Here is a 26,147-nt window from a genome sequence, read left to right as displayed (position 1 = left end):
GGGCTTTTTTTTGGATCTCGGGGGAGTTCAGTCGAGCCGCTTTGCCGTTTGGTGAGGTAACGAACACCGCGGTCCGAACGACCGAATGCCGTTCGCTCGAAAGTTCGGGCAAACGGCATTTCTTTATCTGCTTACTTGGCGGCGAGGCGCTTCTTGAGCATGCCCGAGAAGAGCACGATATAGATCAGAAGGGCCACGGAGAAGCCGAGCAGGCAGCACTGGGCCATCGACATGAACTTCATCGACGGGATCAGGTACCAGCCGCCCGCGTCGTTGTACATGTTGATGATCGACTCCTGCAGGGGCGAAAGCACCGTGCCGAGCGGCACATCGGAGTTGTCGTACCCACAGTCGCCCGTCGGCAGGAACCAGTCGGGCGCCCACTTTTCAAGGGGCAGGCCGAACGGGTAGTGCGGCTGCAGCGAGCAGCCCTGCATGCCGAACATGGCGTCGAGATCGTCGGAGTGAATCGCCGCGTGGATCGACTGCAGCTTCACCGAGCACATGATCCCGTAGATGCACCCGTACACGCCGCAGACATAGGAGATGATTCGGCAGACGAGCGACTTCGGGCACACGATCGGGAAAAGGCACCCGAAGGTCATGCAGAGGAAGGCGAAGCGGATGTAGACGCACTGCTCGCAGGGCTTCATGTAGAGCCAGACCTGGAAGACGTTGTGCGCAATGACCACGAGAGCGGCCGACAGAAACGCGATCACAAGCCACGGCCAGCGCTGCTGTTCCCAGTTGCCGATGCGATCGAGCAGAGAGAGCTGATTCTGAGACATTGGTTGGTTTCTCCCCCGAGCGTCCTATTACTTCTTGGCGAGTTCGCCGATGAGGCTCACCATGCCGTCGATCGAGCGGATCGACTTCGTCATGATGAGGTACTTGCCGTTGACGACGTAGGCCGGGATGCCCTGGATCTTGGCGACGTCGTACGAGGGCTTCCAAGCGTCGGCAAGCGCCTGAACGTCAGCGTTCTTGCGGTTCTTGGCGAATTCGTCGGCGCTGATGCCGGCGGCGTCAAGACCGGTCTTGAGGAAGGCGTCTTCGCCGGCAGCCCAGCGTTCGCCCTTCTTGTGGTAGGCCTTGTAGATCGCGTCCTTGGCCTTCTTGAAGGCGGAGTTGGCGTCTTCAAGATTCGTGATGCCCGCGGCCTTGTCCTTCACGAGGCAGTAGGCGAAAAGTTCGGAACCCGCACGGCCGTACTTGCCCTTCGTTTCGAGATGGAACATGTCGAACTTCAGACCCGTGGCCTTTTCCATGAGCGGAACCATCTTCGGGTCGACGCCCGCGTCGTACTTGAAGCAGAACGGGCAGTCGTACGACCAGATCTTCACGAGCTTGCCTTCGCCGCCGGGCAGGGGCTTTTCAAGCTTGATGAAGTCGGTGCCTTCGGCAAAAGCAAAGGCCGAGGGGATGGCGGCAGCGCAGGCGAGGACGGCAGCAGTCTTGATCAGAGTGCGACGGAGCATTTCGTTTCTTCCTTTTTCGTGAGTGAACGGCGCTTTCGAGCCTGCGGCCTGGAAGCACCTCTATAAATCGAAAAGCGGTGCTCGACGACGGAGCTTTCCGCTGTGACGAAAGGAGTATACGTTCGGATTTTTGCCGCGGATAGCCGAAATTGAGGCAAAAACCCCGTTTTGGGGGAATATCCCCGATGGATGCGAAAGAATGTAAAAAAGCAATTTCAGATTTTGAAATTCAGTCTCGATTTTGCTGCCTTTTCATTCTGATATTGCTGCTGCAGAAGGAAAGAAACGAAAGTAAGCGATTGCTTAATTTTGAAGGATGCGCCTTGTGTGCACTCGAGCTTCCCGCAAAACGCGCGGAAAACAAGGAAATCGGCGGTGATGCTCGAGCTTTCCGAAAAACGGAAAGCTGCTTCCCGCGTCCGCCCGTTGGCGCAAGCCCGTCAGCTCACTACGATCGCACTTGTCGTTGCGGGACCTCAGGCCGCAGCGAACAGTCTGAAAGAAAGGAGAAAAATATGAAGATCAAGCGAGCGGCTGCGGCTGCTGTATTTGCCGCGAGCATTGCCGCGCTTGCGGGCGGCGCCTATGCCGCGGGCGGCGCGAGCGGCCCGAAAGTTGCCTATATGGCGCAGGGCAACATCGGCGAAGTGATGGTGAATCCCTATCGCATCGCGCCGCTCACCGCTGTCATCCGCAACGGCGGCTACGTGATCACGAACGCGACTGTCACGGTGCTGCCCAAAGAGGGCGGCCAGACGATCAGCTACAAGGTCTCTGACGAAAACCTCCGTACGCACGGGGGCGTTCCCGTTTTCGGCCTCTACGCCGACTACCTCAACACGGTTGAAGTCGAGTACGACCGTCACTTTAACGGCAAGACCGAGCACTTCAAGGATCGCTATCAGTTCTACACGGCACCGGTGTTCCTGCGCTCGAACGGCACGCCCGGCCAGTCCCACACGACGTTCGACCTCAAGGTCGAAAAGATGGACAAGGCCTTCAGCGACCGACTCTACTTCATCAACAATCTCATCCCGTCGCCGCCCGACGCTTCGCGCGTCGTGTGGAACAACCCGATGGGCGGTGCGCTTGAATGGGCTTTCGGTCCCGAGAACGCCATCATCGATACGACCGGTGCGGTTCGCTGGTACCTGATGCCCGACCTCGAGATGTACGATCCGGATCAGCCCTATAAGTCCGGCATTCTCATGGGCTTCCAGCAGACGGTCGACGGCGGTCTCGTCTTCGGCTACGGTCAGCGCTATGCGAAGTACGACATGATCGGCCGCGAAATCTTCAACCGCCGTCTTCCGATCAACTACGCCGACTACTCGCACGGGCTCGATGCCGCCGAAAACGGCCACATCTTTCTGCGCGTTTCCTCTTCGGACCTTCGCCGCCTCGACGGCAAGCGTGTGCACACGGTGCGCGACGTAATCGCCGAAGTGGATGCCGACGGCAAGGTGGTCGACGAATTCCGCCTCTTCGACATTCTCGATCCGTATCGCGACAACGTCATCAAGGCACTCGACCAGGGGGCCGTGTGCCTCAACATCGACGCCTCGCAGGCCGGGAAGACCTTGTCGGCCGAAGAGCTCGCCGAAATGGACAAGGACGACAAGTTCGGCGATATCGCGGGCGTGGGCGCGGGCCGCAACTGGGCGCACGTCAATTCCGTCGACTACGATCCGACCGACGACTCGATCATTATCAGCTCGCGTCACCAGTCCGCCATCATCAAAATCGGCCGCGACAAGCAGGTGAAGTGGATTCTTGCTTCGCCCGAAGGCTGGAAGGGCGATCTTGCGAAGAAGGTTCTGACGCCCGTCGACAAGAACGGCAAGCCCATCAAGTGCGAAGACAGCAAGTGCGAAGGCGACTTCGACTGGACTTGGACGCAGCACACCGCCTGGCGCGTCGACTCGAAGTCCACGAAGGACGTGATCTACGTCTCGGCCTTCGACAACGGCGACGCGCGCGGCATGGAACAGCCCGCGCTTGCGGGCGACAAGTACACCCGCGGCGTGATGTATAAGATCGATCAGAAGAAGATGACGGTCGAACAGGTCTACGAAGTGGGCAAGAAGGAAGGCAATCCCTTCTACTCGCCCGTGACGGGGCTGGCGAAGTACATGGCCGACAAGGATTCCTTCGTCGTCTACTACTCGACGTCCGGTCTGAGCGGCCCGTCGGGCGGCATGAAGGGTCCGATCAAGCCGCATCCGTACCTTGCCGAGTACAAGTTTGGCTCGACCGATCCGAGCGTGCTCATCCGCTTCCAGGACACGATGGGCTATCAGGCTTGGCCTTTTGATGTCAAACTGGCATTTGATCCGGCCGGTGTAGCGAAGTAAAGCGTGAGGCGCTCAGCCGAACAAAACGCTTTTGAGCTGCAGATAGCTTGATATGGGAGGTGCTTCAAATCGACGATTTGGAGCGCTTCCCGTTTTTGTTGTCGGGGTGCGCGAACGCGCATCCCTGCGTCCGCAGAGGAAAAGGAAGCGGGCGCGAACTTCTTTGCGGAATAGCCGATGTCTCGAAGCAATCGCCCCAATATCAATGCAGCCGATTCGATCACGCGCGCGCAGCTCAAGTTCCTGAGCGACCTCGCGCAGTCGGGCAAGCTCTCGCGCACGGCCGAGCACCTCGGGCTGTCGCTGAGCGCGGCGTCCCGCATGCTCGATCGCCTGCGCGAAGCCTTCGGCGATCCGCTCTTTACGCCGCATGCGAGAGGCCTGACGCCTACCGACGCCATGCTGCGGCTTGAGCCCGAGCTGCGTCGAACGATCGAGCAGACCGATCGGCTCTTCTCACAGCCGTCGTTCGATCCGGCGACGCTGCGGCGCACGTTTTCGATCGCCGCGCGCGGTCTTGTCGTGCCCGAGCTTCTTGCCTACGCCATCAGCCGCGTTGCACGCGAAGCTCCGAGCGTACACCTCGAGATGCATCACCGCACGTCGCGCATTTGGGATCAGATCGAGGCGGGCGAACTCGACCTCGCGCTCGTACCCGACCGCGCGGTGCCGCCTGCGCTCAGAACGCTGCCGCTCTTTCCGATTGAAATCGGCATACTCCTGCGAGAGGATCATCCGCTTGTTCGCGAATTCGGCGGGGGCGCGCCGACCTTGTCGGCGTTGCTGCGCTACAAGCGCCTCGCGATGACGGTGAGCGCCAATCTCCATAACGCGTCGTGGGACAGGCAGCTTTTGGGTGAGGTGCCCGAAAGACGCGATCAGGTCGTCTGCTCGAGCACGAATGCGATCGATCTCGCCGTTGCGCTCGAAGAGAGCGACTTTCTGATGCTGGTGCCTAAGCGCGGCGCTTTAAGCATGCGCTCGCGCTACAAGCTTGCGTGGCTGCCGCTCCCGGCAGAATTGCCGCAGCCCGCTGCCAAGCAAATCGTGCTCGTTTGGCGCGAGTCGCTGCAGCGCGATCCCGCACACCAATGGCTGCGCGGCATCATTCGCGACTGGGCGCGCCGCGGCGAAGCCGCAATTGGCGGCGTGGAAAAGAACGAGGCGGCGCAAGGCGCCGCCCCTGGCGAAACTCAAGACGCCAACTGAACGCACTGTGCGCAGCCGGCGCCACCGAGCGCATATCTCTGATAGAGTAACCTCCCAATGCCCGCTTGATCGCTGAGAGTTATCTCAAAGCGAAGGCGGCACCAGGTCGAGTCTATCCGTGCAGACGGCATCGACGCCCCAGCGGAAGAGTTCGAGAATCTTCACCGGGTCGTTGGGCGTCCAGCAGAACACCCAGTAGCCCAAGTCCTTCACTTCGCGAACGAATTCGGGCGTCATGCGCTTCCAGTTGGTGTGAAGCGACACGCACTGCATTTCTTCGAGCACATCGCGCCAGTCGTCCGGGATTTCGTCAATGAGGAAGCCTCTCGGGATATCGGGCGCAGTCTCCATGGCGCCGCGAAGCGCATCGCGCTCGAACGAGCTAAAAAGCGGACAAGCGGGCGAAATGTTTTCCTGCTTGAAGCCGTCTTTGACGATCGTGTCAGCGTAAAGCTTGGCGGTGAGTTCGCCCACGACGCGGCCCGTTTCGAGCGCCGCGCCCATGGCGGGCTTGATTTCGATATTCATCCAGACATCGTTGGCGCGGCACCAGCGAATGACCTGCTCGAGACTCGGGGGTGTGACGCCGCAATAGGCGGGACCGAACCAGCTCCCGGCGTCGAGCGAACGGAATTCGAGCGACGTGAGCTCGGGGACGGTGCGCTCGTCGCCCAAAACCGTGCGGGCGAGCTTCTCGTCGTGAATGATGACGGGCACCTTGTCCTTGGCAAGCATCGCGTCGGTTTCAATCGCGCGATAGCCGAAGCGCAAGCCGTTGCGAAAGCCTTCTAGCGTGTTTTCAGGGGCCGTCGTGCCGCAGCCGCGGTGGGCGGCCACGCGCGCATAAGGCCAGGGAATCGTGGAACGCATGTGAGCCTCCAAAAATGAAAAGCTTTTCCATTTTGCTGCCGAAGCAGCTTTGCCGCAAGGTCCGAACAGAGGCGCTTGTGCACGCCCCTCGGGCGGGAGCTCGAGGGGCGCCCTCGGAGCGTCGTGCCGGCAACGCTATAATCGCCGGTTATCAAACAAAAATAATAGGAAACAATTAATGGATTCGTCGGAAATTCTGCGGCGCTATCAGGCCATACAGGACGAGCAAAAGCGACTCGAAGCTCTGCAGCAGGAGCTCCTTGCCATGGCTGAGGAAGTAGAGCACGCGCAGGAAACGCGCGAGCGCCGTGCGGGCATCGGCAGCGTCAACGAACTCGTCGAACGCTTCGGCCTCAATCCTTCGGAGCTCTATCCGAAAGGCGACTGCGAGCTCTATGTCGGTCCGTGGGGAGAAGTGTGGGACGGCCGCGGGATGATTCCGGACTGGATGCGCCGTGCGCTGCGTGCGGGAAAGCCCAAGCAGGACTTTCGCTACGATCCCGAGAAGCACTTCCCGCCCGAGCCCGGCAAGCCCCTGCGGCTGCGACGCGGGTGATCGGTAAGGAAGGGCGGCGTAAAGCCGCCTGACAGGATCGACGCGCAGAGCGCGCGATTCGACGGGAGGGATGCCGGCCGCAAGCGCCGGCATCTTCGCATTGGCAGGCAGGCAGCCAGCAGGCAGATCGGCAACGAAGGCCGGGCGCAACATTTCAAGAAGCGCAAAACGAAAAAAACCTCGCAGGCGTTTCCCGTCGCCTGCGAGGCCAACCCTCAATTTTCTCAACCTTAGTCAGGAGAAACCCAGCGGTTCCGTCTCTCTCTTCGGTTCCGCTGTGAGATGAACTATATAGAAGAAAACCCTGAAAAGTATTGCGATTCTTCGCAGGGATGTAACCATCTGTAGGTATACCGAGCGCGCTGAAACATATTTGGCGTGCGCTGCTCGTTGAGGACTGTGCGCCAGGCAGGCAGCACGAAGCGGCTTTTACAAATTTCTATTGGACTTGATTCGAGGTGGCGGTCAAGCCGGCGATGTCAGGCGTCGCAAAGATGCAGCTCTTTGTACTGAATGGGGATCGCGGACTGAGAGGACCAAGAGGTCGACAAACCGAGAAGAGGCGCGAAGAAGTGCGACCAAGCACGCCAAAGGATGAAAAAAACCTCGCAGGCGTTTCCCGTCGCCTGCGAGGTCAACCCTCAATTTTCTCAACCTAAGTCAGGAGAAACCCGGCGGTTCCGTCTCTCTCTTCGGTTCCGCCGTGAGATGAATGGTATCGAAGTGCACTGCAAAAGGTATTTCAAAACTTGCCGAGGTTGTTGCGAGGTTTGGCTGTCCGTCTCGAGCAGAAACAAAGCGTTGACTTAATTTAATATAAGTCATTGAAAAACATAAAATTTCACTAAGAATTGACGTTACAAATTTCGTCGGTGCCGGCCGTATTTGAAGCAGAAAAAGAATCAGCTTCAAGAACCGGAAAGCGGCGGGCGAACCGCAGGCGCGGCACACGTTGTCACCGTTGCGTCGTCCGGTGTTTCGGCGAAATACGGACGAAAAAAACCTCGCAGGCGTTTCCCGTCGCCTGCGAGGCCAACCCTCAATTTTCTCAACCTAAGTCAGGAGAAACCCAGCGGTTCCGTCTCTCTCTTCGGTTCCGCTGCGAGATGAATGGTATCGAAGCCGGCCTCGAAAGGTATTTCAAAAGTTGCCGAGGATGTTGCGAGGTTTGGCTACCGGCGGCAAGAAGATACAAACGAGTCGCTTGGAGTTTTTCAAGTCGTTGAAAAAACTAAATTTTTATTGCATTTTGAATTTACAACTTTCTTGTCCGACGCTCAGAAAGGTTCAAAAGAAAAGCCGCCGCGATGAAGGTCGTTCGCGGCGGTTTTTTGTCTGCTTGTGCTGTCGATCTCGTTTCTTCTGCGTTGCTTAGCTTGCCTTGCGGCGGGCTTCGTCAAGCAGAGCGGCAGCGGCAGCGGCGATGTCGCTCGCGACGACGCCGGCGAGGCGGCCCTGCGGGGCGGCGCCGTGCAGGCTTACCGCAGCGAGCACGGCTTCGATCGTGTCGTAGCGCTGCGCAAGAAGTGCGCCGATCATGCCGGCGAGCACGTCGCCGCTGCCAGCCGTCGCGAGCGACGCATCCGCCGCGGGCGAGAGCCACGTGCGGGAGCTGCGCATGGCAACAAGCGTGCCCGGACCCTTCAAAACCGTCGTCGCCCCCGTTTGGAGCGCAATGTCGCGAACGGCGTCGACGCGGTTGGCGTTGATGGTCGCGGGTTCGACGCGCAGCAGGCGCGCGCCTTCAACTTCGTGCGGCGTGATGACGGTCGCCGCAGTTCGGTGCAGCAGAAGTTCGAGGAAGCGCTTGTCGGCGGCGATGATGTTGAGCGCGTCGGCGTCGATCACGAGGGACTTTGTCGAGGCGAGCGCCGCTTCAAGGCGCGCTTTGGCCTTCTCGCTCGTGCCGAGCCCCGGCCCGATCACAACGGCGGTGAACTGCTCGAAGTCAAGCGGCGTCTGCGCGAACATGAGTTCGGGCTGCAGGGGATCGACCGAGAGCGCGTTTTCGGCAAGAAGTTCGACCGTTACGGTGCCTGCACCGATGCGTAGGCCCGCGCGCGCAGCCAGGAGCGCCGCGCCGATGCGGCCGGCATCGCCGCCCACGACGGCGAGGTGACCGAACGTGCCCTTGTGCGAATACTTGGTTCGGGGCTTCAGAACGTGTTCGTAGTCGCTTTCGTCAATGAGGCCGAGGCGCGTGAGCGGAACGGAGATATCGAGTTCGGAGAGAACGACTTCGCCTGCGGCTTCGACGCCTTCGTTCATGTAGAGGCCGGCCTTGTGGCTCAGGAACGTGATCGTGAGGTCCGCGCGGCATCCGGGCATGTTGCCCGCCCAGTGACCCGTTTCTGCGTTGAGGCCCGTCGGAATGTCGAGCGCGACCTTATAAGCCTGGCGCTCGGAGAACCAGAGAACGGCATCGAGGAAAGGATCCTTGATCGGACGGTCGAGTCCGGTGCCGAAAAGCCCGTCGACGACGAGGTCAGCCTTCGGGCTCTGGTACGGGTCTTCAATCACTTCGCCGCCCGCAGCAAGCCATTCGTCGCGCATGGTACGCGCAAGTTCGGAGGTCTGCGGCGCGGGCGAGACAACCGTCACGGCAAAGCCCTTTTCCTTGAGCAGGCGTGCGCAGCAGAGTGCGTCGCCGCCGTTGTTGCCCGGACCCGCGAGCACGGTGATGGCGCGGCCAGGGGCGCGGCGGGCAATTTCTTCGGCGGCAAAAGCGCCGGCGCGGCGCATGAGTGCATCTTCGCCGATGCGGTGCGAAGCGCGGGCTTCCAGGTCTTGAGCTTCTTCTAAATTGAGGATGGTCTGAGACATGTGTGATTCCTCGCGGGAATGGGAGGCGCGGGCGCTGAAGTGAGGATGGCGCGGCGCGCAATGTGTCGATGCGCGCCATTGTAACGGTTCGGTTTTTGTCCGAGCGGGAAGAGTCGCGAAGCGGCGCTTAACAGCGTTCAAAGCGGTTCGGCGAAAGCGTCTCGGCAAAGTCGCGGTCTTCTTCTTCGAGTGCTTCACCTGTAAGCGAGCTCGCGGCCACCTTGGCGTACAGCGCGCAGAAGTCGGCGCTGTGAAAGCCCCCGCCGATCGAGAGCGAAAGTCCCGAAAGTGCGCTCGCGCCGATGAGTCCCAGGCCGTCCGGCGAAACAAGAACGGTCTGTGCGAGATAGCGGCCTTTGTTCCAGTGTGCGCTCTCGGGCAGAAAATGCATTGCGGTGGCCCAGAGCGCTTTGTAGCCCGCTTCCTTTTCGATTTCGTCGGCTTCGCCCAAGTGCCAGGGGCCGCATATGCGGATCGACTCGCCGACGGGCGCCGCGATTGCATCGTCATTGAAGGCGAGCCCGACGGGCGTGTGCTGCGCGGCTTCGCAGCGCTCGGCAGAAAGCATGAGACGCGTCGCGGGTGCGAGCCGCTCGCAGGTTTCCTCCGACAAGGCGCTCCCGTGCAAAACGTCGAGCGATTTGCTGCCGGCCGCGACGAGGGTGCCGTCGGCTTCCAGCGGTCCGTTCTCCGTGAGAATGCCGCGCGCAACGCCGTCTCGCTCAAGAATTCCGAGCGCACGCGTGCCGCATAAAACTTCGCAGAGGGGATGCTTTTGCAATATTTCTTTTGCTTCTCGTGCAAGCAGGCTCGCGGAGAAGGTGGCGCCGTCGGGATTGAAGACGACGTGCTCGAGCGCGAGCGACTCGGGAAGCATCGGCTGCGCCGCGCGCGCATAAGCGGGCGAGAGTTCGCTTTCGCTTCCCATGGGAGCGGGCGGCTCCATCTCGTCGTAAATATGCATGAGTCCGATGCTGCGTTCGCTTGCGAGTGCGTAGCGCATCGTGAGCTCGCTCAGAAGCGTTTGCGCGCGAAGCGAAAGGAGCGAGGCAAAACTTCTCGCGGCTTCAACGCGCTCGGGCGTCGAAAGGTCTGCTGCAGTCTTAACAAAGCCCTGATAGCGAAGCGCTTCTTTGGTGCCGTAGCGCAGCGCGCCGTTCGCGCAGCTAATGCGACGCTTCAGGCGCTCGCCGAGCGTGAGCGGTTCAATCGGAAGAAACGGTCGCAGCTCGCCGGTCGTCGAAGCCATGCTGAAGCTCGCGCCCCGGCAGGGCGCGGACTCGGCTTCGACAAGGGTAACGCGGTGGCCGCGGTCGATGAGCTCGAGTGATGCAAGGAGGCCGGAGAGACCGGCGCCGACGACGAGAAAATGCATGGTGAGAGAGACGGAAAGCGCTCATTCTACGGAAATGAGCCTTTGTCTGCGAGTTCAGCTGAGCGCTTGTATTGGATGACGCCGCTTCTCGGCAAAGCATGTAAAGTGAATCAATCGATAGATTTCTTCTGGAGTATCCCGATGATCGAGAGCCGCTTTAAAACGCTTCAAGAACCAATTCCATACGCCGAGCGCGAGGCTGACCCGCTTGAAGAGCACACTCGGTCGACAAGTGTGCTCCTTGACGGCAAGTTCATTCAGGTGTGCCGCGACGAAGTTACCCTTCCCGACGGGCGAGAGAGCTTTCGCGTCTACCTCACGCATCCGGGTGCTGCCGCGATGATCGCGTTCTACGAGGACGGTACGATTTTGCTTGAGCGTCAGTGGCGTCATCCCGTTCGCCAGAGTTTCTGGGAGATTCCTGCCGGGAAGCTCGATCCCAATGAGAGCGAGCTTGACTGTGCGAAGCGCGAGTTGGCTGAAGAGTGCGGGGTGTCCGCAAAGTGCTGGACGCGCTTGGGCGTCATTCGCAACGCGATCGGCTACTCAAGCGAGCACATTGCGATCTATCTGGCCGAAGAGCTTGAGGAAGGTGAGCAGCACCTTGACCCAGGCGAGTTCCTCGAGGTCTACCGCGTACCGCTTGAGTCTGCCGTCGCGATGGCTAGAGATGGCCGAATTACGGATGTGAAGACAATCACCGCCATTTTCTGGCTCAATGAACTTCTTAAGGTGCGGAAGCTTTAGAGCGCAGGTAAGTGAGTATCGGCAAGCTGCACGTTGCTGAAACTCAATTGTTCCCGCGTAAGCGGGTGTGTTTCGACCCCGGCGTTGGCGGGTAGAAGCCGGCGGCGCTTTCCCCGTGAGAACGGGGGGCAATTGCGGGGGGGTCGAAGTCTCGGAAGCTCCCGCGTGTCGTTTGTCACTGCTTTCCCTTGGGGGTAGTGAAGTTAGAACGGAAAAAAGCCGGAAATACAAAGTACTTCCGGCTTTCGAATTCATGGCGGAGAAGGGGGGATTCGGACTTTTTCTCTGACGTCAATAAAATCAAAGACTTAGCGTTCCGTATTTTAGTAAAAATTGCACAGGGTCACCAAAAAGGTCACCATAAAATCCTTAAAGAATTACCTATCGAGAATTTGTAATCGATCAGTGATACTTATCGAAAATAAACAGAACTCAGTCCTATCCGCTATTGATGGCGTTGCTCTTCTGAAAAGTCTACGTTCGTTGAACACGCCAACCCAAGTAGCGCTCTGCGAATTGCGCGGCGGTAAGTACCTCTGTTGCGCCTATATGCCTACGTTCGAGCAAGCCGGCGCGTTGGTCTCCAGTAACAAGATTATTTGCTGAACCTGCCTCACAAATCGCGATCAAGAAATTGTCGTCAGGGTCAAGCGCTTCTTCAGAAATCAGTGTCCCGGGTTTGACTATCGTTGCCAAGCTACGCATTCGATTGATGATCAGTCCTACCCGGTGCGGTTGCAGAAAGGGCTGCAAATGCTCATAACGCGAGACTCGCCGAATTTCTTCGAGCTGATCCTCTGAGGTGAGGAGCTCAAAGTCTCCGGCGAGCCATGATTGAAGGATAAGATCAGGCGGATTGTGCGGAGAAATAAGCGCTGAAATCAGCACATTTGTATCAAGAACGACCCTCATCTCGACTGATCCTTAGCCCAGGCAAGACCATCCGCGATGATCTTGTCAAGTTCACTCGGCGAGAGTCCGGACGCACGCACCTTTTCCTTGGCTTCGCCTGTAAGAGAGGACAAAATGTAGCGGGATACCGCTTTTTGGACCAGAGATGAAAGAGAACCTTTTTTACCTCCTTGAGACGCAAGGTAAATACGAGTTGCCTCATCAAAATCAGGTGGAACCGAAATGTTCCACTTAACATTAGCAATGCGAGCGGTAGATTGGGTCATGAGTATTCCTAGAGCTAAAAGGATGATATGCGCCTATCCATCTATGATTATAGATGCAAATGTGGTGCATGGGCGTCTTCAGCGGTTCTTTGTTGTAGCTCGCTTAACCTCTGCTCGCTTCGCATGTCTGACTTTGTCAGTCAATGAACTGACAGCTTCTTGTACAGCAGATTTGACGGGCGGAAGTTTCTGAAGGTGTTCCTTCGTAGCAAGGGCGAGCATCTTGTCCTGACTCGAACCAGCGTTTAGCTCGTCAATCACGTCGTTCAGCAGATCGGTCAACTCCTGACGTTTCGCCCTTGCCTTGACGATGCCCGGAGGATCGGGAATAGGCTTTCCACTCCGAACGGAGCGTTCGACGTCCTGCAGCCGGTTTTGCATGGTCTTGAGCAATAGGGTCTTCTTTTTTCGTGCAATGGCGTGCATACGGGCGCGTTCCTTGTCGGACTGTACCTTTCGCGCGTTGTGAAATTCAGGCTGTCCCAGTGATCGGCGAGTCACGCCGCGCTGCCAGCGCTGCGTGGCGTTGGCTTCGATCCCTTGTTCGCGTAGACATACAGCGAAATGTTCACGCATTTCCTCGCGGCGAGCATTGTCGACGTGAAAGCGACGGCCATCATGGCCGATTGTGCGAATCAAAATGTGGCAGTGCGGTTGCGTCGTCCTTTGGTCATTTTCCGGCGTGTGAAACGCAATCAGGTAGTCGTGTCCGGTCAAAGTGTCGTGTGCCCACTTACGGCATGCGACTTTGAAGCCCTCCGTCGGCGTACCGGCCGGCATGGAGAGGATGATCCGGCGGCCGTGTGCGCGACGATCTTCGGAGGATTCCTCCTGAGGAATCTGCGATTGAAGGCCCCATTGACGGACGACGGCTTCCACTTGTTCTTTGGAGCCATGGGCAAAGCCGTCCTGGTCTTCAATCTCAATCTTGCCGTTTCGGCTGATGTAGTCGGCTGCGGCCTTCATGTGTCTGAGGCAGCGAATATTGGCCCGACCGATCTTCAGCATGACTTCCGGTGCCCTTCTGACGATGCCCGTGAGCTTTTGTCGGGGCGTCAGTCGCGTGAGCCGAGAGCGGTCGCCGCCGGCTCCACTCTGGCGTTTGGGATCGGCGACATGCCCCTTGTGATACCGCATGGACTCAGGAAAGAGCCGATCGAGAGCTGTGCTTTGAGTCATTTCCGGAGTCGATTGAGTTCGTTGATGACGAGCTGTTTTTGCTTCTCGATGAAGACGCCCAGCGGAACTTTTCCTGCCTCCACTTCGCGGAGAATCCTTTCAAAGAGCGCGGTGAGGACCGGATTTTTCATGACATCCGGAACCACCTGAAGCAGGTGAACGCCAAGCTCGGTGGCAACGATCTTCTTGCCCTTGGCTTCGAGGTACTTCTTCCGCTTGAGCTCGGCGATGATGGCCGCCCGCGTGGCGGGCGTGCCGATGCCGTCCCCCTCCTTGAGGAACTTTTTGCTCTGTGGGTCGTCAACCGCTTGGTGGATGTTTTCCATGGCGCGAATCAGGGTGCCTTCGGTGAAGGCTGCCGGCGGTTTTGTGCGTTCCTCTTTGCACTCGATTCCGGATACGGGAACCTGCAGACCGGCCTTCAGTTCCGGTAGCGCCTGACCTTCATCATCCGTTTTGTCTTCGTCGGCTGCGCCTGTGACAGCTTTCCAGCCGAGCTTCGTAACCAGACGACCTTTGGCTGAGAAGCGTTCCGTGGCGATGCGCAATTCAATGCTGCACGCCAGGTACTCGTGTGCAGGGAGAAAGTTCGCCAGGTACCGTTCGGAGATCAAGAGATAGATTTTCCGTTCCGCGTCATTGAACTTTGATCCGTCCGTAGCTTGCTGCGTCGGGATGATGCCGTGGTGCGCCGTGATCTTTTTATCGTTCCACGTCGGTGACTTGATCGAGCAGTCGCACTTCGCGACGATGCCCGCCAGGGATGGTATGGTCTTGGCAATCGCGGCGAGCACGTTCCTTGCGTCGGCGTGTTGGGACTCGGGAAGGAACGAACAGTCCGTGCGCGGGTAACTCGTCGCTTTGTGCGTTTCGTAAAGGGATTGGCAAACGCTGAGCGTCTTTTCAGCGGAAAAACCGAAGTGGTTCGAGGCGGCCAGTTGAATGTCGGCAAGTGAGAAGGCCTTTGGTTGCGCGATCTTCTTGGGCGTGCGCGAGTAGCTGACGACGGTTGCTTGGTTGACGGTGTTCAGCCGTTGCTGCAACGCGACCGCGATGCCGCGATCGACCAAACGCTTTTGCTCGTCGACTCCAGTTTGCGAGTCCCCCGGTTCCCAGACGGCCGTAAAGGGTTTATCGCTGCCAAGGCGGGCTTTGATGATGAAATAAGGCACCGGCTTGAAGTGACGGATTGCTGCATCACGTTTCGCGACCAGGGCTAGCGTTGGCGTCTGCACTCGACCGACGGCAATGAGCTCCTTCTTGCCTTCTGTCAGTGTGTAGGCGCGCGACAAGTTCATGCCGAGCAGCCAGTCGGCGCGAGAACGCCCAAGCGCGGCCCACTTCATGCCGACGAACTTTCCGTTGTCTTGAAGGTTGGCGAGGCCTTTGCGTATCGACACGCTGTCCTGTGCAGAAACCCAGAAGCGCAGCGCGCGGCCGGTGTACCGGAAGTGCTCCAAGACCTCATCGACGAGGAGTTGCCCCTCGCGGTCAGGGTCCCCTGCATGCACGACAAGGGAGGCCTTTTTGAGCAGCTTCCCGATCGTTGCAAGCTGTTTTTTGACGCCCTTGTCGTTCTTGGGCAAGAGTTTCCAGGTCTTGGGAAAGATCGGAAGATCTTCGAAACGCCAGACCTTTGAACCCTTTTTTGTGCGCGGGACGTCGTCCGGCAAATACGCGTCCGGTTCCGCTTGCTCAAGCAAATGTCCGAAGCACCAGGTGACGACCGAGCCCTCTTTGCACGTAATGAACCCGTCGCCGCGCGAGGCGGAGCCAAGCTCGGCCACGATGGCCTTCGCGACGGACGGTTTTTCTGCAATGAACAGTCGCATTGTGGCCTCCCTGATCAACGTTCAAGCGTTTGCGTCTTTCGAGGTTCGGCCGCAGTGGTTTTAAGGCCAACCTCCGTTGCTTTTTCAGGCGATGGTTGAATCACCCAATTCGCCTGGAAGGCTGGTGACTTCTCGATTGCGGTGGCACGAACTTTTGCGAGGCTCGCTGCGGCTTCGCCTTCTGCAAGACGTACGCGCATTTCGACTCGGCGGGCGATGTCGGGCGACACTTTCGAGGCGGCTGCCATGCTCTCCGCCGGGTCCTTGCTGAAAAAGAACCCGGGATGCCCTCGGTCGATGCCGATCATCCAGTCTTTCGAAGTGGGGCTCACTCGTTCACGAAGGGCGCTTGCTTCGGCCTTTTCCGGGGAAGCGCCATCCTTGAGAACAGCCTCCTTTTTCTCCATCTCAAAGCGAGCCAATGCTTGCGGATTGTTACGGAGGATATGAAGGCCTTGCCGCATGACTTGTTCGTGCGACCAGCGGTGAACCATTCGTGTTTTGAAGTCGACGGCGTAGTACGTGTTGTTCCGTTCGTAGCGCTCCTTGTCTTCCTGACACACTGCTGCAACGGCCCGTTGCTTGTACTCGTCGCGGTCGCTTTCCGGCAGTTTCTTGAGCTTCTCGCGCAACGGCTCCTGTAAGTAGTTCGCTTCCAGCGCCCCACGAAGGAGTCGTTTTTCTCCAAGTACACCCCAATGTTTTTCGCTGTTCAGACGAATGATTGCCATTTCATCAAGGAACGGCGGCTGAATGGCTTCTTCCTGTAGGGTCTTCAATGAGAATCCGCGGCTCGCTTTTGCCGCGTGTTTGAAAACATGATTGGCAAAGTCGTCAGATTTCAGCTTGGCGACCTGAACGGCCAGCGCTGGGCGATCGGTGATGAAGAGTCCTTGGTGATCAGCGTAGACGCCGTGTAGGAACGACCAGGCATTGGCGGGGTCGAGCACCATCCCCACCAGATTGCGTTCCCGTTCCTGCGTCATCTTGCCTCGTTGAAGAGCAATACCCCAGGCGGACTCGAATTCAGCTTTTGCGCGCGGATTCTTTTCCAGAATGTCGCGGGCTTTCTGCATGAACTCCGCGTGCGTGAGTCGCTGCACACCGTTTCGCTCGAAGTCGAGGACATAAAACTTTTTGCCGGAAGAGGACGGTTCAAGCGCTTCAATCGATTTCGGAAAGGCCGCTTTGCTGCGTTCGGTGTCCAGCGTTTTCCAATAGCGCTCCGCGCACAGACACTGCGGCTTCAAGGACTCCACAAATTTGGGATCCTGCAGCTGCCGGTGAATGTCGTCAACGGTGATGCCGCTATCGACGCGAGCTACGAGGGCCGTCGCTTTTTGGGCGAGGTCTGGGGAATAGAAGGACGCGGCTGCAACGGCCTGCAACGGATTGTCGGTGTAAAAGAGTCCTGCGTGATTTACCGGACACTTCTCCAAATTCGACCACGGCAAGGTGGGGTCGAGCAAACGGCGCAGCACCTGTCTTTCTTTTCGATCCGGGTCACTGTCTCGAACGATTTTGCCAGCCTTGGTCTCCGTGACAAAGGCCTCTTCAAACTCTTGTTTCGCGCCCGGGTTGTCTTGCAGGATGTTCTTGGCTTTCGCCATCAACTCGCGGTGCGTGACAACGGACGCATCATTGGCCTCAAAGTCGATCAGGTAGAAACGCTTCTCGGCCTTGACGGCCGCCAGCGCTTCGCGGGCGACGAGTTTTTGCTCTTCAGGAGCCGCGGCAGTGAACTTCTCCGCGGCCGTTTCGAGAGGCGTCTTCTCCTTGGCGGTGATTTTCTCCAAAGCCTTCCAATAGTTGTGAGAGTTGAGGCCGAAAGCGAGAGCGGTCGTCGAGTTCCGTGCTTCTTCTTGCGCCCAATCCGCTCGGGCTTTTTCAGCAACGTCATTGCCATCGATACGCTGCAGGAATCGAAAGGCTTTGTCTTCCAACCCCGGCTGCAGCTTGGCAAGGCCAATGAAGTGATGCGGATCACTTGTAGCAACGGCACCTCTGTGCAGAGTGATAGACAGAAGAATTTGCGACCGTGGGTCCGTAGGGTTGAGCAGGGCATTGCAGGCGTTTCTCTCCAAGTGCTCCGGAGAGAGCGTGTTTCCCTGAACGGGGACGAGAAACGATTCAAATTTCGCCAAGGCTTTCGGCTTGTCGTTCAGCACCTTACGAACGCCGGCAACCCATTCGGGGTGAGTGAGTCGCAAAACGGCGTTTTTCTCGTAGTCGACGACGTAGTAGCGTTCCTGTTCAAGGTTTTTCACGAAGTCGGTGATCTTCTGTGCGTCAGCGGAGGCGCGAATGATTTCGACGGGATCTTCCTTGAGTACCTTGATCCAAGAGGAGACGTAGGCAGCGTGCTGCTGCGTGTTGTGCGGAAGACCAATCTCGGAGGCGAGCATCATCGAGGCGATTTCCGCGCGCAGTTCTTCCTTGGCGTAATCGGGCGTGCCAAAACGACCGCTAAGGTCGCGATTGAGACGAGATTCATGGCCTGTCCAGTGACCGAGCTCATGCAGCGCCGTGTCGTAGTAGTCGGAGGCCTTGGCGAACTGTCCTCGCTCTGGGAGCGTGATCGAGTCTGTTGACGGGCTGTAGAACGCTGCGTTGCCGAGCTTGTGGTGGATGACGGCGTTGGAGGCTTCGAGAATCTTCTCGGCGCGTTCGTTCGGATCCCAGGTGACTTCGGGAGCTTTCCATTCCGGAAGGCTCAAGCCTTCGGTCTGCTCGGCATTGAAGACGACAAAGCGACAAGGAATCAAAATGCGTTGTCGTGACTCAGGAGGAAGCTCTCGGACCTCTTTGGAAGAAAGCGGTTTGCCCTCAGCATCAAGCCACTTGTCGGCCCAATATAAGCACGGCACACCGCGCGAACCTTTCTTCACGTGGCCGCCTGCGTCCGTGATCTGCTTAAAGGTCATCCAACGCGGATCAGAAAACCCTTGCACTTCTGCAGCCATTTGCAGAAAAAGCCAGTTTGCCCCTGAGTACTGCGTCGCGGTGAGCGGATTGTGAGGACGACTGATGACGCCATTCCACGGTTTTTGCCAAGGCGCAGTGCCTTTCTCGAGCTGTTCAATGAGGCGGGAGGTGACTTCTTCGGCCAGTGCATTCAGCCGGTCTTGCGATTTACTCATGGCCGATCTCCCGGCGAGCGAAAGATGGCCGGATCTTTGCAGGCCTCCTTGAAGAATTCCTTGATGAGGTCGTCGGTTTCTTCCGTGGTGAGCGAAGTTTCCTCAAAAGCACCGAACGTTTCGGCTTCCTTTTCGGAAAGGCTGTAGTGGTGCAACACACTGCACTCGACGGCGGCGTCCTTGATGCTTTCGATGAGCGCATATCGCTCTTGGGGCGTGAGAGTCTCTTCCATTTCGATACTCCGGGTACGACAAAGGGCCGCATGTCGCGGGGACATGCGGGTGAGAGGTCGAAAGGAAGCGGTTAGCGCTCTTTGGCGGGTTCCGTCTGCGCTTGGCGGCTGCGGTCAGGCTTTTGAAACTCAACGCCGATGAGTCCCGGCTGTGTCAGGGAGAGCCCCAGGCTTTTGGCGAAGATTTCGTGCGTAGTGCGGTCGTTCCCTTCACGGTCTTTCCAGACGCGCTCGCGCATGCTGCCGCGCACCTCGAGCGTCATGCCGTCTTTGAGCAGACCTTGCACCTGCTCGATCGCCTTCCCGTTGTACTTGACGTCATACCAGTCGGAGTCGAGCATCTTGAAGCTCCCGTCCTCCTGGCGCTGGAAATTCGGGTGATAGGCGCGGAAATTCAGCACGGTTTGTTCTTTGCCGGCGTTCTGGCCGGACATCGGGGTGAATTTTTCGACCTTGGGAGCGCTGTGCACGACGACGCTGGTGGAAATGTCTCGGAAGTCAGACATTGTGAGCCTCAGTAACAGAAATATCGGAAACTCAGGCGGAGCCTGAGGCCTGTTACCGGGGAATTGCCAATCAGAAGGATACCTGAAAACAAGCTTTTCGCGCTTTTAGGACAAAGAGAATGTGACTACAATCGTGCCAACAGTTCCCGAAGGCCTCTGTTCGACTCGTCGGACATGCATACAAAGAGGGACGCTTCGCCGGTAATGCTTGCGTTACCGGCATTTTCGTATCTATATGTCGACGAAAGTGACTTCGAGATTGAATATCAAGGTTAGATCTCAACGTCGGCATCAGTACAGTTTCTCATACCAGAGACACCGAGTAGTTTGATGAGGTCTCGATAAAACGACAAAGCCCACCGCTGTATCGGTGGGCCAAGTCTTAGCAAGGTGCCAAAATGCCAAACGGTTCCCCTGCTTCGTGACAGATCATACCGCAGCAGGTTTATAAAGTTTAGACACATAAGCGATAGCGTTGCTTTGGGCTTCCTTTCGGTTCAATCGGCTCCAATTTTTTGTCTGCCACTAACTTTCTGACGTGATTTCCAATTGTCGAGCGAGAGAGGCCTGACATTTCCATTATGTCTTTAACGGATAAACTCGAGTGTTCGCTCAAAGCATTGAGGATTGCTTTATCAATGTTCTCCCATGTTTTGCCGATCACTTCATCACTTGTACGTCTACGCTTGTTAAACGTCAAAATAAAATAGGTAATGGTGTCTTTGACAATCGGCGGTGGCATCAATGATTTTGCCAGCGCAGCTTCTATCACCATAAAGCCGGTTCCTTTGTTCTCTACAACGAATCCTGATTCGAACGGTGTATAAGTCAGCAAGCGTGAGAGATATTCATTTCTTGTCGATGAAATTCCGTCCTTCCCGAGACTTTCTACAGTTGTAGAGCCATACAGACCGCCAGGATTGATAATTTCCAGGCGATCCGCATACATGTTGATCTGAACTTGAGAGCCTCGACCCTCAGGAGAATAGTCTCTATGCTGAAGAGCATTAGCAACAGCTTCTCTTACAGCTTCAAGCGGATAGTCTGGAATGTCTTTTCGCAAACCGCCTTCAATGACAGCACCGGTATTCATGCGTTGCTGGACAAGGGCAAGTGTTTCAAGGAGCATCTCCGGGATTGATCCGATGATTTCTTTTGAATTCAGATACCGAAGCTGCCCTGTTGCTGCTTCGACTTTATCGACGCCAGGATATACAGAAAAGACAATTTCAAGGCGGGGAAAGTACTTTTGAGGGAATGTTCCGGCAGCGAGTAGCCCAGCTATCGTTGGACAAAGACGATCGTTGATTCTGGTTAAAACACCGAGCTGAATCAAAATTGTTTCTTTAGAAAGTTTGCCAAAGACGCGTGGAAACAACTCTCTCGCTCGTTTGGCTATCGCTTCGACTGTGTTGGCATCAAGATCATCGATTGATGCAGCTTCGACCGGTTCGATATCAAATTGCGGTTGGTACTGGGATTCAGAAAGACGATCAACTTCGTATGGGGTCAAATGGCGGTCGCCATCGCCAGAACGAATGAAGGCGCCGTCGTACTTCCCTCGTTTAGAGATGTAGCATGGCTTCATGCGCTTCGGCATCTCGGGAACTTGTGCGACTACCAGCATCTGCCCCTCAAAGCGCATCTTCTCCACTTCCATACGTACAATCGGCGTCATTGCATCGCCGATTGTCTGCATTTGGGCGTATATCTTGTCTACATTGAAGCCGTCAGCCGGCTTGAAACCGTTTTTTTCCGACAAGCCCAAGATGATGGTGCCGCCGTGCATGTTGGAAAAGGCTGAAATCGTTTCCAGCAGTTTTTTGGGAAGTTCCTGCACAGATTCTTTGACTTCCCATCGCTGTGTGTCGGTACCGAGACTGCGCATGCGATGAATGGCTTTGATGACTGTTTCTTCATTGAGTTCTGGCATAGAAACCTCGCAATCTACCAGCCAAATGTTTGGTAGTTGGCTGGTTACCTGTTATTTTACTCTTAAATACGCAGTTACCTGCCATCTACTTGCCATTTACCTGGTAGGTAACAGCTACTCGAAATTTCTTGCGTGTCCACAAGGCCATCGTTGCTGTTGGCGACGGTTAAGAATCGATACGACGCGTGTCACGGACGGCCGTTTTTGAGTAGAACTTCTCAATCGGCAATTCGGCCTTGGTGGTGTCCGTCGGGCTCATCAACGCATCAATGCTTTCAAGAGTCCTCTGCAGGTCAGTGGTGTCGGCGTCGGCCGAGTTTCCCGCAGCCGTGTCAGCGGCCACTTCGTCGCTGCTTTTAGCTACTTCATTCTCCGAAGCAGTCAGATGATTCGCTAGATCGGTGATTGCGTCAGCTACCGTAGCGGGCTCGCTTCCCTGAGGGCTCTCGCTAGATTCATTCGAGTCGGTGTCCGTAACGTCAAAGATGTCGGCAATCAGGGCATCTTTGATTTCCTGATCGGCAATGCCGTCAGAGGAGAGTTCTGTAGAGACGTCTGAACGGGGAGCGAAAGTGAGCGAACTGAGCGCTGCCTGAACATCGAAGTCGACGAAGCTTTCCACTTCATCCTGCCCCCAGGTAGCAGCACTTTGCGGCAACTCCTGAAGACCTTCGAGCACGACCTTGTCGGCGGCTTCAGAAGGTGCTGCCATTTCGCCGGCTGTGATGGGACGCGTGCGGTTCTCGATCTTGGCGATGAAGGTGTCGATGTCCTGCTTCGGGATGCTCGGAGGAGGAAGGTTTGCTCGGCAGGTGAAGTCCGGATCCTCGTAGTAGCGAATCTTGTCGCAGAGGATCGGCTTGCAATTCTCCAAGCTCACGATTTCCCGCGTTTGACCCAGTTCGCGGATCTCCTGCGGTAGCATCAAAGCACGGCGTTGATCGCTTGTCGACGTAGAGGACGACTGCATGCTGGACGTGCGCGACCGGCTTTTCACGGTCTCGTAGCCGAGCATTTCGCTGTATTCCTGCGCGTCAGATTGAACCGTTGGGCTCGGTGCGTACATGACCATCAGGGCGTGGTTCGAGAGGAGCGTCAGCGCTCCGGCCTTTCCGTAGACGTCTTCGAGTTGTGACTTGTTCTGAATGATCGTGAGCAACCGCATGTTGTAACCCGCCATGTAGCTCACGGCCTGCGCAATCATGGCGACCTTGCCGATGGACGTCATTTCATCGAGAAGCACGAGGCACTGATGCTTCAGGGTCTTGTCCTGCGACGGCAGTACGCGGGTGTTGAGGTTGAGGAGCTGATCGAAAAAGAGATTGACGAGCACCGAACCCTCTTTGAGCTTATTGGGCGGCATCTTGAAGTAGATGCTCATGCGCTCGCGACGAACTTCGCGCAGATCGAAGTCGTTGGCGGACGTTGCAAGGTCGACGCGAGGATTCTGAAAAATCAAGAGCGGCGTGCCGAACGTCGCGACGATACCCGCCAGGGTGTTTTCGGAGTTGGAGAGCACGCGGTTCAAGCAGTCGATGCAGGCGTTCGAGAAAGGGTGACCTGCATCCTGCGCTTTTTTGAGCTCCTCAAAGATGTATTCCTTCAGGGGCTTCCCCTTGCCGGAAGCCTGACGAAGAATCTCGCCGAAGGTTTTCGGGAGGTCCTTGCGTTCGAGCACGAAGAGGCAGAGTCCGCGAAAGAGGTCCTTGGCGTTCTCGCTCCAAAACTTGTCGTTCTGATTGCCGCCCGAGTAGAGCGCGGTGCCGATCGCATCAATGTCGCCCAGGCGCTGCGCGGGGTCATCTGAGATGTATTCGAGCGGGTTGTAGCGGTGCGTGACGCCGGCTTCGTCAAACGGCGCGAAGAGGTAGACCTTCTGTCCGTGCTTGGCGCGAAAGCCGGAGGTGATGTCGAAGTTCTCGCCCTTGATGTCGAGCACTACCAAGGAGTCCGAGTAGTTGAGGCAGTTGGGAACAACGATGCCGACGCCTTTGCCGGAACGCGTCGGTGCAGCCAGGATGACGAACTGATAGCCGCCGTAAGTCAGATAACGACCGTTTTTCTTCCCGACCAGGATTGTCTTCTCGAGTCCGCCCTTGGGATCAAGCAGCCCGGCCTTTCGGATTTCGGCCGTATTGGCAAAGCGCGCTGCGCCGTGCAGCGGACGGTTTTGCTTGGCGATGACGGCCCACCCGATGAAGCCTGCGAGAAGGGCCCAGGGGCCGATGGCACATAGCTGTACGGACACCCGAACGAACTTCTCGGGCGAATGCGCATAGAGCTTCCAATACTCAATGATTGAGAACGGCCCGGACTGCGTTGGATCCGCACCGTTGACGTGAAGAAACGCTGCGCCGCTTGCCCAGGGAATGCCGATGATGACGATGGCGAGGCCTAAGAGGATGAAGACGATGCGGGCGAGTTTCGTGGATTTTGGAGACATCAGAAGCGCTTGACGGAGGGATCGAACCAGATTTCGGTGATGTGGCGGCCGATTGTTCGGTCGTTGTGAATGTGCACGACAACGTCGACGGTCAGGTAAAGAAGCTTGCGGATCACGTCGTAGGGGAGCGTTTTGCCGGTATCGGATTGCAGCACTTTGAGCGCGAGGTACTCGAAAACGCCGGCGCAGCTACCCGCGTGGCAGGAAGTGATGGAGCCGCCGTGGCCTGAGAGACAAACATTCAGAAAGTCGAACGTTTCTCCGCCTCGCAATTCCGCCAAGAGAATGCGGTCGGGTTTCATGCGCAGGCACGAGCGCAGGAGGCTTGAAGCCGTGACGGTTGCATCTGCACCGCCTTCCGACGGGTAGAAGAGATTGACCTGGTTGTCGTGATGGGGAAGTCCGTACACGAGTTCGGGGACGTCTTCGATCGTGATGATGCGTTCGCTCGTGGGGATGCACTGCATCAGCGCCTTCATGAAGGTCGTCTTGCCGCTGCCCGTTTCGCCGGCAATGACTACGTTTTTGCCGAGCTCAACGCAGCGTTGAAGAAACTCTGCTCTCCGTTCATTGGCCTGCGGCATGTCGTGAATGTGCTTGTAGCGCTCAAGCAGTTCTCCGTCCGCCGTGTTAAGGCGGTTGGCAGCCTGAATGCGATCGAAGAAGCCGTCCTCGATGTACGTGTCGAGCGTGCGAACGTCGAAGGAAGGCTTTCGGATCGTGAGGCTCACAGTGTCTGCACGGCAAGCGGGCGGCATGACGAACTGCGCGCGTTCACCGCCCGGCAGCACAGCCGAGAGAATGGGAACCGTGCTTTGAAAGAGGACGTTTTCCCCGGCGAATTTCGCGACGGCAACGCCGAGTTTGATGAGGTGGTCATAGGTGAGCTCCGGAACGTCCTGAGCTTTCCAACCGGCACGCGTTTCAAAGTACACCTGTCCCGGGCGGTTGACGACGATTTCGGTAGTCGCGTTGTCGCTCAGAAACGGACGCAGCGGCTCCAAGAAGTGATTGACCGACGTGTCTCGCCCGCTCATCGCGTGCGCTCCTTCGAGCTTTGCTTGAGCTCGATCGTGACAGCATTCTTGGAGGGGGCGTTACGGTCGTAGACGTTGAGCGAGAATGTTTTGCCTTCCAACTGAGCACTCTTGAGCGCTTCATCGAGGCGTTTTGCAAATTCGGAGACGAACTTTTCCGGCCTCCCCGCCTTTCGATAGGATTCGGCGAGCACCGCGACGACCGGCTCGCGCTCCTTGGCCCAGGCCTGCTCGCGATCGACTTCGGCCTGCGTGGTTTCAGGATTGACTTTCATGACAACATCCCCTTGTGCGTTGCAAAGGAAAAGGTGTTCGGAGGGATTTGGCGTTTCCTCGCGTTCGGCGGCGTCCCAGGAAAAACCGTGACCGTGCACGAGCCGTTCGGTGAAGCGCAGCTCATCGGTAACCTGGCGCTGCTGTACCGTGTTGCGAACGTCTTCGAGCGATGCGTTGCCGTCGAGTTGAGAGTCCGGAAAGCTTTCGCGGTAAAGAGCCGCCAAGTCCGGCGTTCGTGCGGCGAGCTCTCCGGCAGCGTCACGGACGGCGTAATGAAGCGGCGGCATCTCTGCTGTTGCCGGCTCGTTCTCCGCCTCGAGTTCCGAGGAACGCTCCTCTGTCACAGCGATTGCTTCCTCTCTGATTTCGTCGTAGTGCGTCAGCAAGTGCCGCTGCACGGCGTGACGGACCGAAGGGAGCATGTCGGGCGACTCGTAGCCTTCGCTGTTCTCAATCACCATCTCTCGGGAAAGCTCCATGCGCAGCGGCTGGTCCGGTGAAGAGTTGGCAGCGGCCGGGGCAAGACGGACGTAGGTGCCAACCAAGCGGTCGCCGTAGCCGTCCTGAAATTGCACCCGCAGGCTACCAGCAGGGCGGACTTCCTCTTCAGGATCGACCGCTTCCACGATGAAGTCTGTGAGCTTGGGTTCATAGGCATCCAGGCAGGACGTGACGAACGACGAAATGCTTGTGCGGTACTCGGTAAGCTGCTGGGGATTCAAGCCAAGACGGGCGATTTCGTAGGCCGCTTTCGAGTCCTCGGTTTTGAAGCTTGCGAGCAGTTCTTGGAGTTCTTCGCGAAGCTCCAAGCAGTTGTGTTCATCCATCACGCTTTCGCCCCAGGAGTCATAAACCGGACCACGCACGGTTTCATGCTCGAAGTCGTAGCCCAAGCGGTCAATGACTTCGTCGCGGTGAGCGTCGGGGTGCGCAGTCAGGTATTCACGGATGTATCGTGGGGTGCTCATCAGGCTCTCC

20 protein-coding genes are annotated in these 26,147 nt (G+C 57.3%); 4 read left to right on the top strand and 16 right to left on the bottom strand.

Translation table 11 applies throughout. From position 1 onward, the window contains the following. Window positions 1–131: 131 nt before the first annotated feature. Window positions 132–788 (bottom strand): protein-disulfide oxidoreductase DsbI, encoded by a 657-nt coding sequence (gene dsbI, locus H6A60_RS02700; RefSeq protein WP_205101889.1) that lies wholly within the window; start codon window positions 786–788, stop codon window positions 132–134. Window positions 789–815: 27 nt separating this feature from the next. Further along, window positions 816–1,478 carry a thioredoxin domain-containing protein gene (locus tag H6A60_RS02695; RefSeq protein ID WP_205101888.1) on the bottom strand — a complete coding sequence of 221 codons (663 nt, stop codon included), beginning with the start codon at window positions 1,476–1,478 and terminating at the stop codon, window positions 816–818. 515 nt (window positions 1,479–1,993) lie between these two features. Between H6A60_RS02695 and H6A60_RS02690 the strand changes: the two genes are divergently transcribed. Together H6A60_RS02690 and H6A60_RS02685 are read left to right on the top strand one after the other, a co-directional pair. Continuing rightward, complete coding sequence (locus H6A60_RS02690) at window positions 1,994–3,832, top strand: aryl-sulfate sulfotransferase (RefSeq protein WP_205101887.1); 1,839 nt, start codon at window positions 1,994–1,996, stop codon at window positions 3,830–3,832. 177 nt (window positions 3,833–4,009) lie between these two features. After that, window positions 4,010–5,041 (top strand): LysR family transcriptional regulator, encoded by a 1,032-nt coding sequence (locus tag H6A60_RS02685; RefSeq protein WP_205101886.1) that lies wholly within the window; start codon window positions 4,010–4,012, stop codon window positions 5,039–5,041. Window positions 5,042–5,125: 84 nt separating this feature from the next. Here the strand turns inward: H6A60_RS02685 and H6A60_RS02680 are convergent, their stop codons facing one another. After that, the gene (locus H6A60_RS02680; protein WP_205101885.1) at window positions 5,126–5,911 is read right to left on the bottom strand and encodes a glycerophosphodiester phosphodiesterase family protein; all 786 of its coding nucleotides are present in this window, start codon (window positions 5,909–5,911) and stop codon (window positions 5,126–5,128) included. A gap of 178 nt (window positions 5,912–6,089) precedes the next feature. Here H6A60_RS02680 and H6A60_RS02675 point away from each other — a divergent pair, with 178 nt between their 5' ends. Next, window positions 6,090–6,467, top strand: a complete 378-nt coding sequence (locus H6A60_RS02675) for an H-NS family nucleoid-associated regulatory protein (RefSeq protein ID WP_205101884.1) — start codon at window positions 6,090–6,092, stop codon at window positions 6,465–6,467. Window positions 6,468–7,838: 1,371 nt separating this feature from the next. Here the strand turns inward: H6A60_RS02675 and H6A60_RS02670 are convergent. Together H6A60_RS02670 and H6A60_RS02665 are read right to left on the bottom strand one after the other, a co-directional pair. Continuing rightward, window positions 7,839–9,290 carry an NAD(P)H-hydrate dehydratase gene (locus H6A60_RS02670; protein ID WP_205101883.1) on the bottom strand — a complete coding sequence of 484 codons (1,452 nt, stop codon included), beginning with the start codon at window positions 9,288–9,290 and terminating at the stop codon, window positions 7,839–7,841. 127 nt (window positions 9,291–9,417) lie between these two features. After that, a complete protein-coding gene (locus H6A60_RS02665; protein WP_205101882.1) occupies window positions 9,418–10,665 on the bottom strand; it encodes an NAD(P)/FAD-dependent oxidoreductase in 1,248 nt (415 codons plus the stop codon). Between the two features lie 105 nt (window positions 10,666–10,770). On the opposite strand from H6A60_RS02665, the gene H6A60_RS02660 reads away from it, so the two are divergent. Next, the gene (locus tag H6A60_RS02660) at window positions 10,771–11,412 is read left to right on the top strand and encodes an NUDIX domain-containing protein (RefSeq protein ID WP_338054828.1); all 642 of its coding nucleotides are present in this window, start codon (window positions 10,771–10,773) and stop codon (window positions 11,410–11,412) included. A 474-nt stretch (window positions 11,413–11,886) separates the two neighbouring features. On the opposite strand, the gene H6A60_RS02655 is transcribed toward H6A60_RS02660, so the two are convergent. The 11 genes from H6A60_RS02655 to H6A60_RS02605 all read right to left on the bottom strand — a co-directional run bounded on the left by H6A60_RS02655 (window position 11,887) and on the right by H6A60_RS02605 (window position 26,137). Further along, window positions 11,887–12,324, bottom strand: a complete 438-nt coding sequence (locus H6A60_RS02655; RefSeq protein ID WP_205101881.1) for a putative toxin-antitoxin system toxin component, PIN family — start codon at window positions 12,322–12,324, stop codon at window positions 11,887–11,889. Beyond that, entirely contained in the window at window positions 12,321–12,590 is a 270-nt protein-coding gene (locus tag H6A60_RS02650) for a ribbon-helix-helix domain-containing protein (RefSeq protein ID WP_205101880.1), read from the bottom strand. Before H6A60_RS02650 ends, H6A60_RS02655 begins: the two co-directional genes overlap by 4 nt. A 78-nt stretch (window positions 12,591–12,668) precedes the next feature. After that, entirely contained in the window at window positions 12,669–13,769 is a 1,101-nt protein-coding gene (locus tag H6A60_RS02645) for a relaxase/mobilization nuclease domain-containing protein (protein WP_205101879.1), read from the bottom strand. After that, window positions 13,766–15,601: a DNA topoisomerase 3 gene (locus tag H6A60_RS02640; RefSeq protein WP_205101878.1), complete on the bottom strand. Its 1,836-nt coding sequence runs from the start codon at window positions 15,599–15,601 to the stop codon at window positions 13,766–13,768. Before H6A60_RS02640 ends, H6A60_RS02645 begins: the two co-directional genes overlap by 4 nt. A gap of 14 nt (window positions 15,602–15,615) precedes the next feature. After that, the gene (locus tag H6A60_RS02635; RefSeq protein WP_205101877.1) at window positions 15,616–18,741 is read right to left on the bottom strand and encodes an ArdC family protein; all 3,126 of its coding nucleotides are present in this window, start codon (window positions 18,739–18,741) and stop codon (window positions 15,616–15,618) included. Continuing rightward, a complete protein-coding gene (locus H6A60_RS02630) occupies window positions 18,738–18,974 on the bottom strand; it encodes a hypothetical protein (RefSeq protein WP_205101876.1) in 237 nt (78 codons plus the stop codon). The genes H6A60_RS02635 and H6A60_RS02630 overlap by 4 nt, the downstream gene beginning before the upstream one ends. Window positions 18,975–19,045: 71 nt before the next feature. Next, window positions 19,046–19,480 (bottom strand): single-stranded DNA-binding protein, encoded by a 435-nt coding sequence (locus tag H6A60_RS02625; protein ID WP_205101875.1) that lies wholly within the window; start codon window positions 19,478–19,480, stop codon window positions 19,046–19,048. A gap of 454 nt (window positions 19,481–19,934) precedes the next feature. Next, window positions 19,935–21,413, bottom strand: a complete 1,479-nt coding sequence (locus tag H6A60_RS02620; protein WP_205101874.1) for an ATP-binding protein — start codon at window positions 21,411–21,413, stop codon at window positions 19,935–19,937. Window positions 21,414–21,579: 166 nt separating this feature from the next. Continuing rightward, window positions 21,580–23,856 (bottom strand): type IV secretory system conjugative DNA transfer family protein, encoded by a 2,277-nt coding sequence (locus H6A60_RS02615; RefSeq protein WP_205101873.1) that lies wholly within the window; start codon window positions 23,854–23,856, stop codon window positions 21,580–21,582. Continuing rightward, entirely contained in the window at window positions 23,856–24,893 is a 1,038-nt protein-coding gene (gene virB11 / locus H6A60_RS02610) for a P-type DNA transfer ATPase VirB11 (RefSeq protein ID WP_205101872.1), read from the bottom strand. Before virB11 ends, H6A60_RS02615 begins: the two co-directional genes overlap by 1 nt. After that, window positions 24,890–26,137, bottom strand: coding sequence for a hypothetical protein (locus tag H6A60_RS02605; RefSeq protein WP_205101871.1), 1,248 nt, complete (start codon window positions 26,135–26,137; stop codon window positions 24,890–24,892). The genes virB11 and H6A60_RS02605 overlap by 4 nt, the downstream gene beginning before the upstream one ends. Window positions 26,138–26,147: the final 10 nt, after the last annotated feature.

The organism is Sutterella massiliensis (genome assembly GCF_016899755.1).
GTDB classification, from domain to species: Bacteria; Pseudomonadota; Gammaproteobacteria; order Burkholderiales; family Burkholderiaceae_F; genus Sutterella; species Sutterella massiliensis.
The sequence above is the reverse complement of the archived record's forward strand: the minus strand, read 5'-3'. Positions and strand labels throughout refer to the sequence as shown.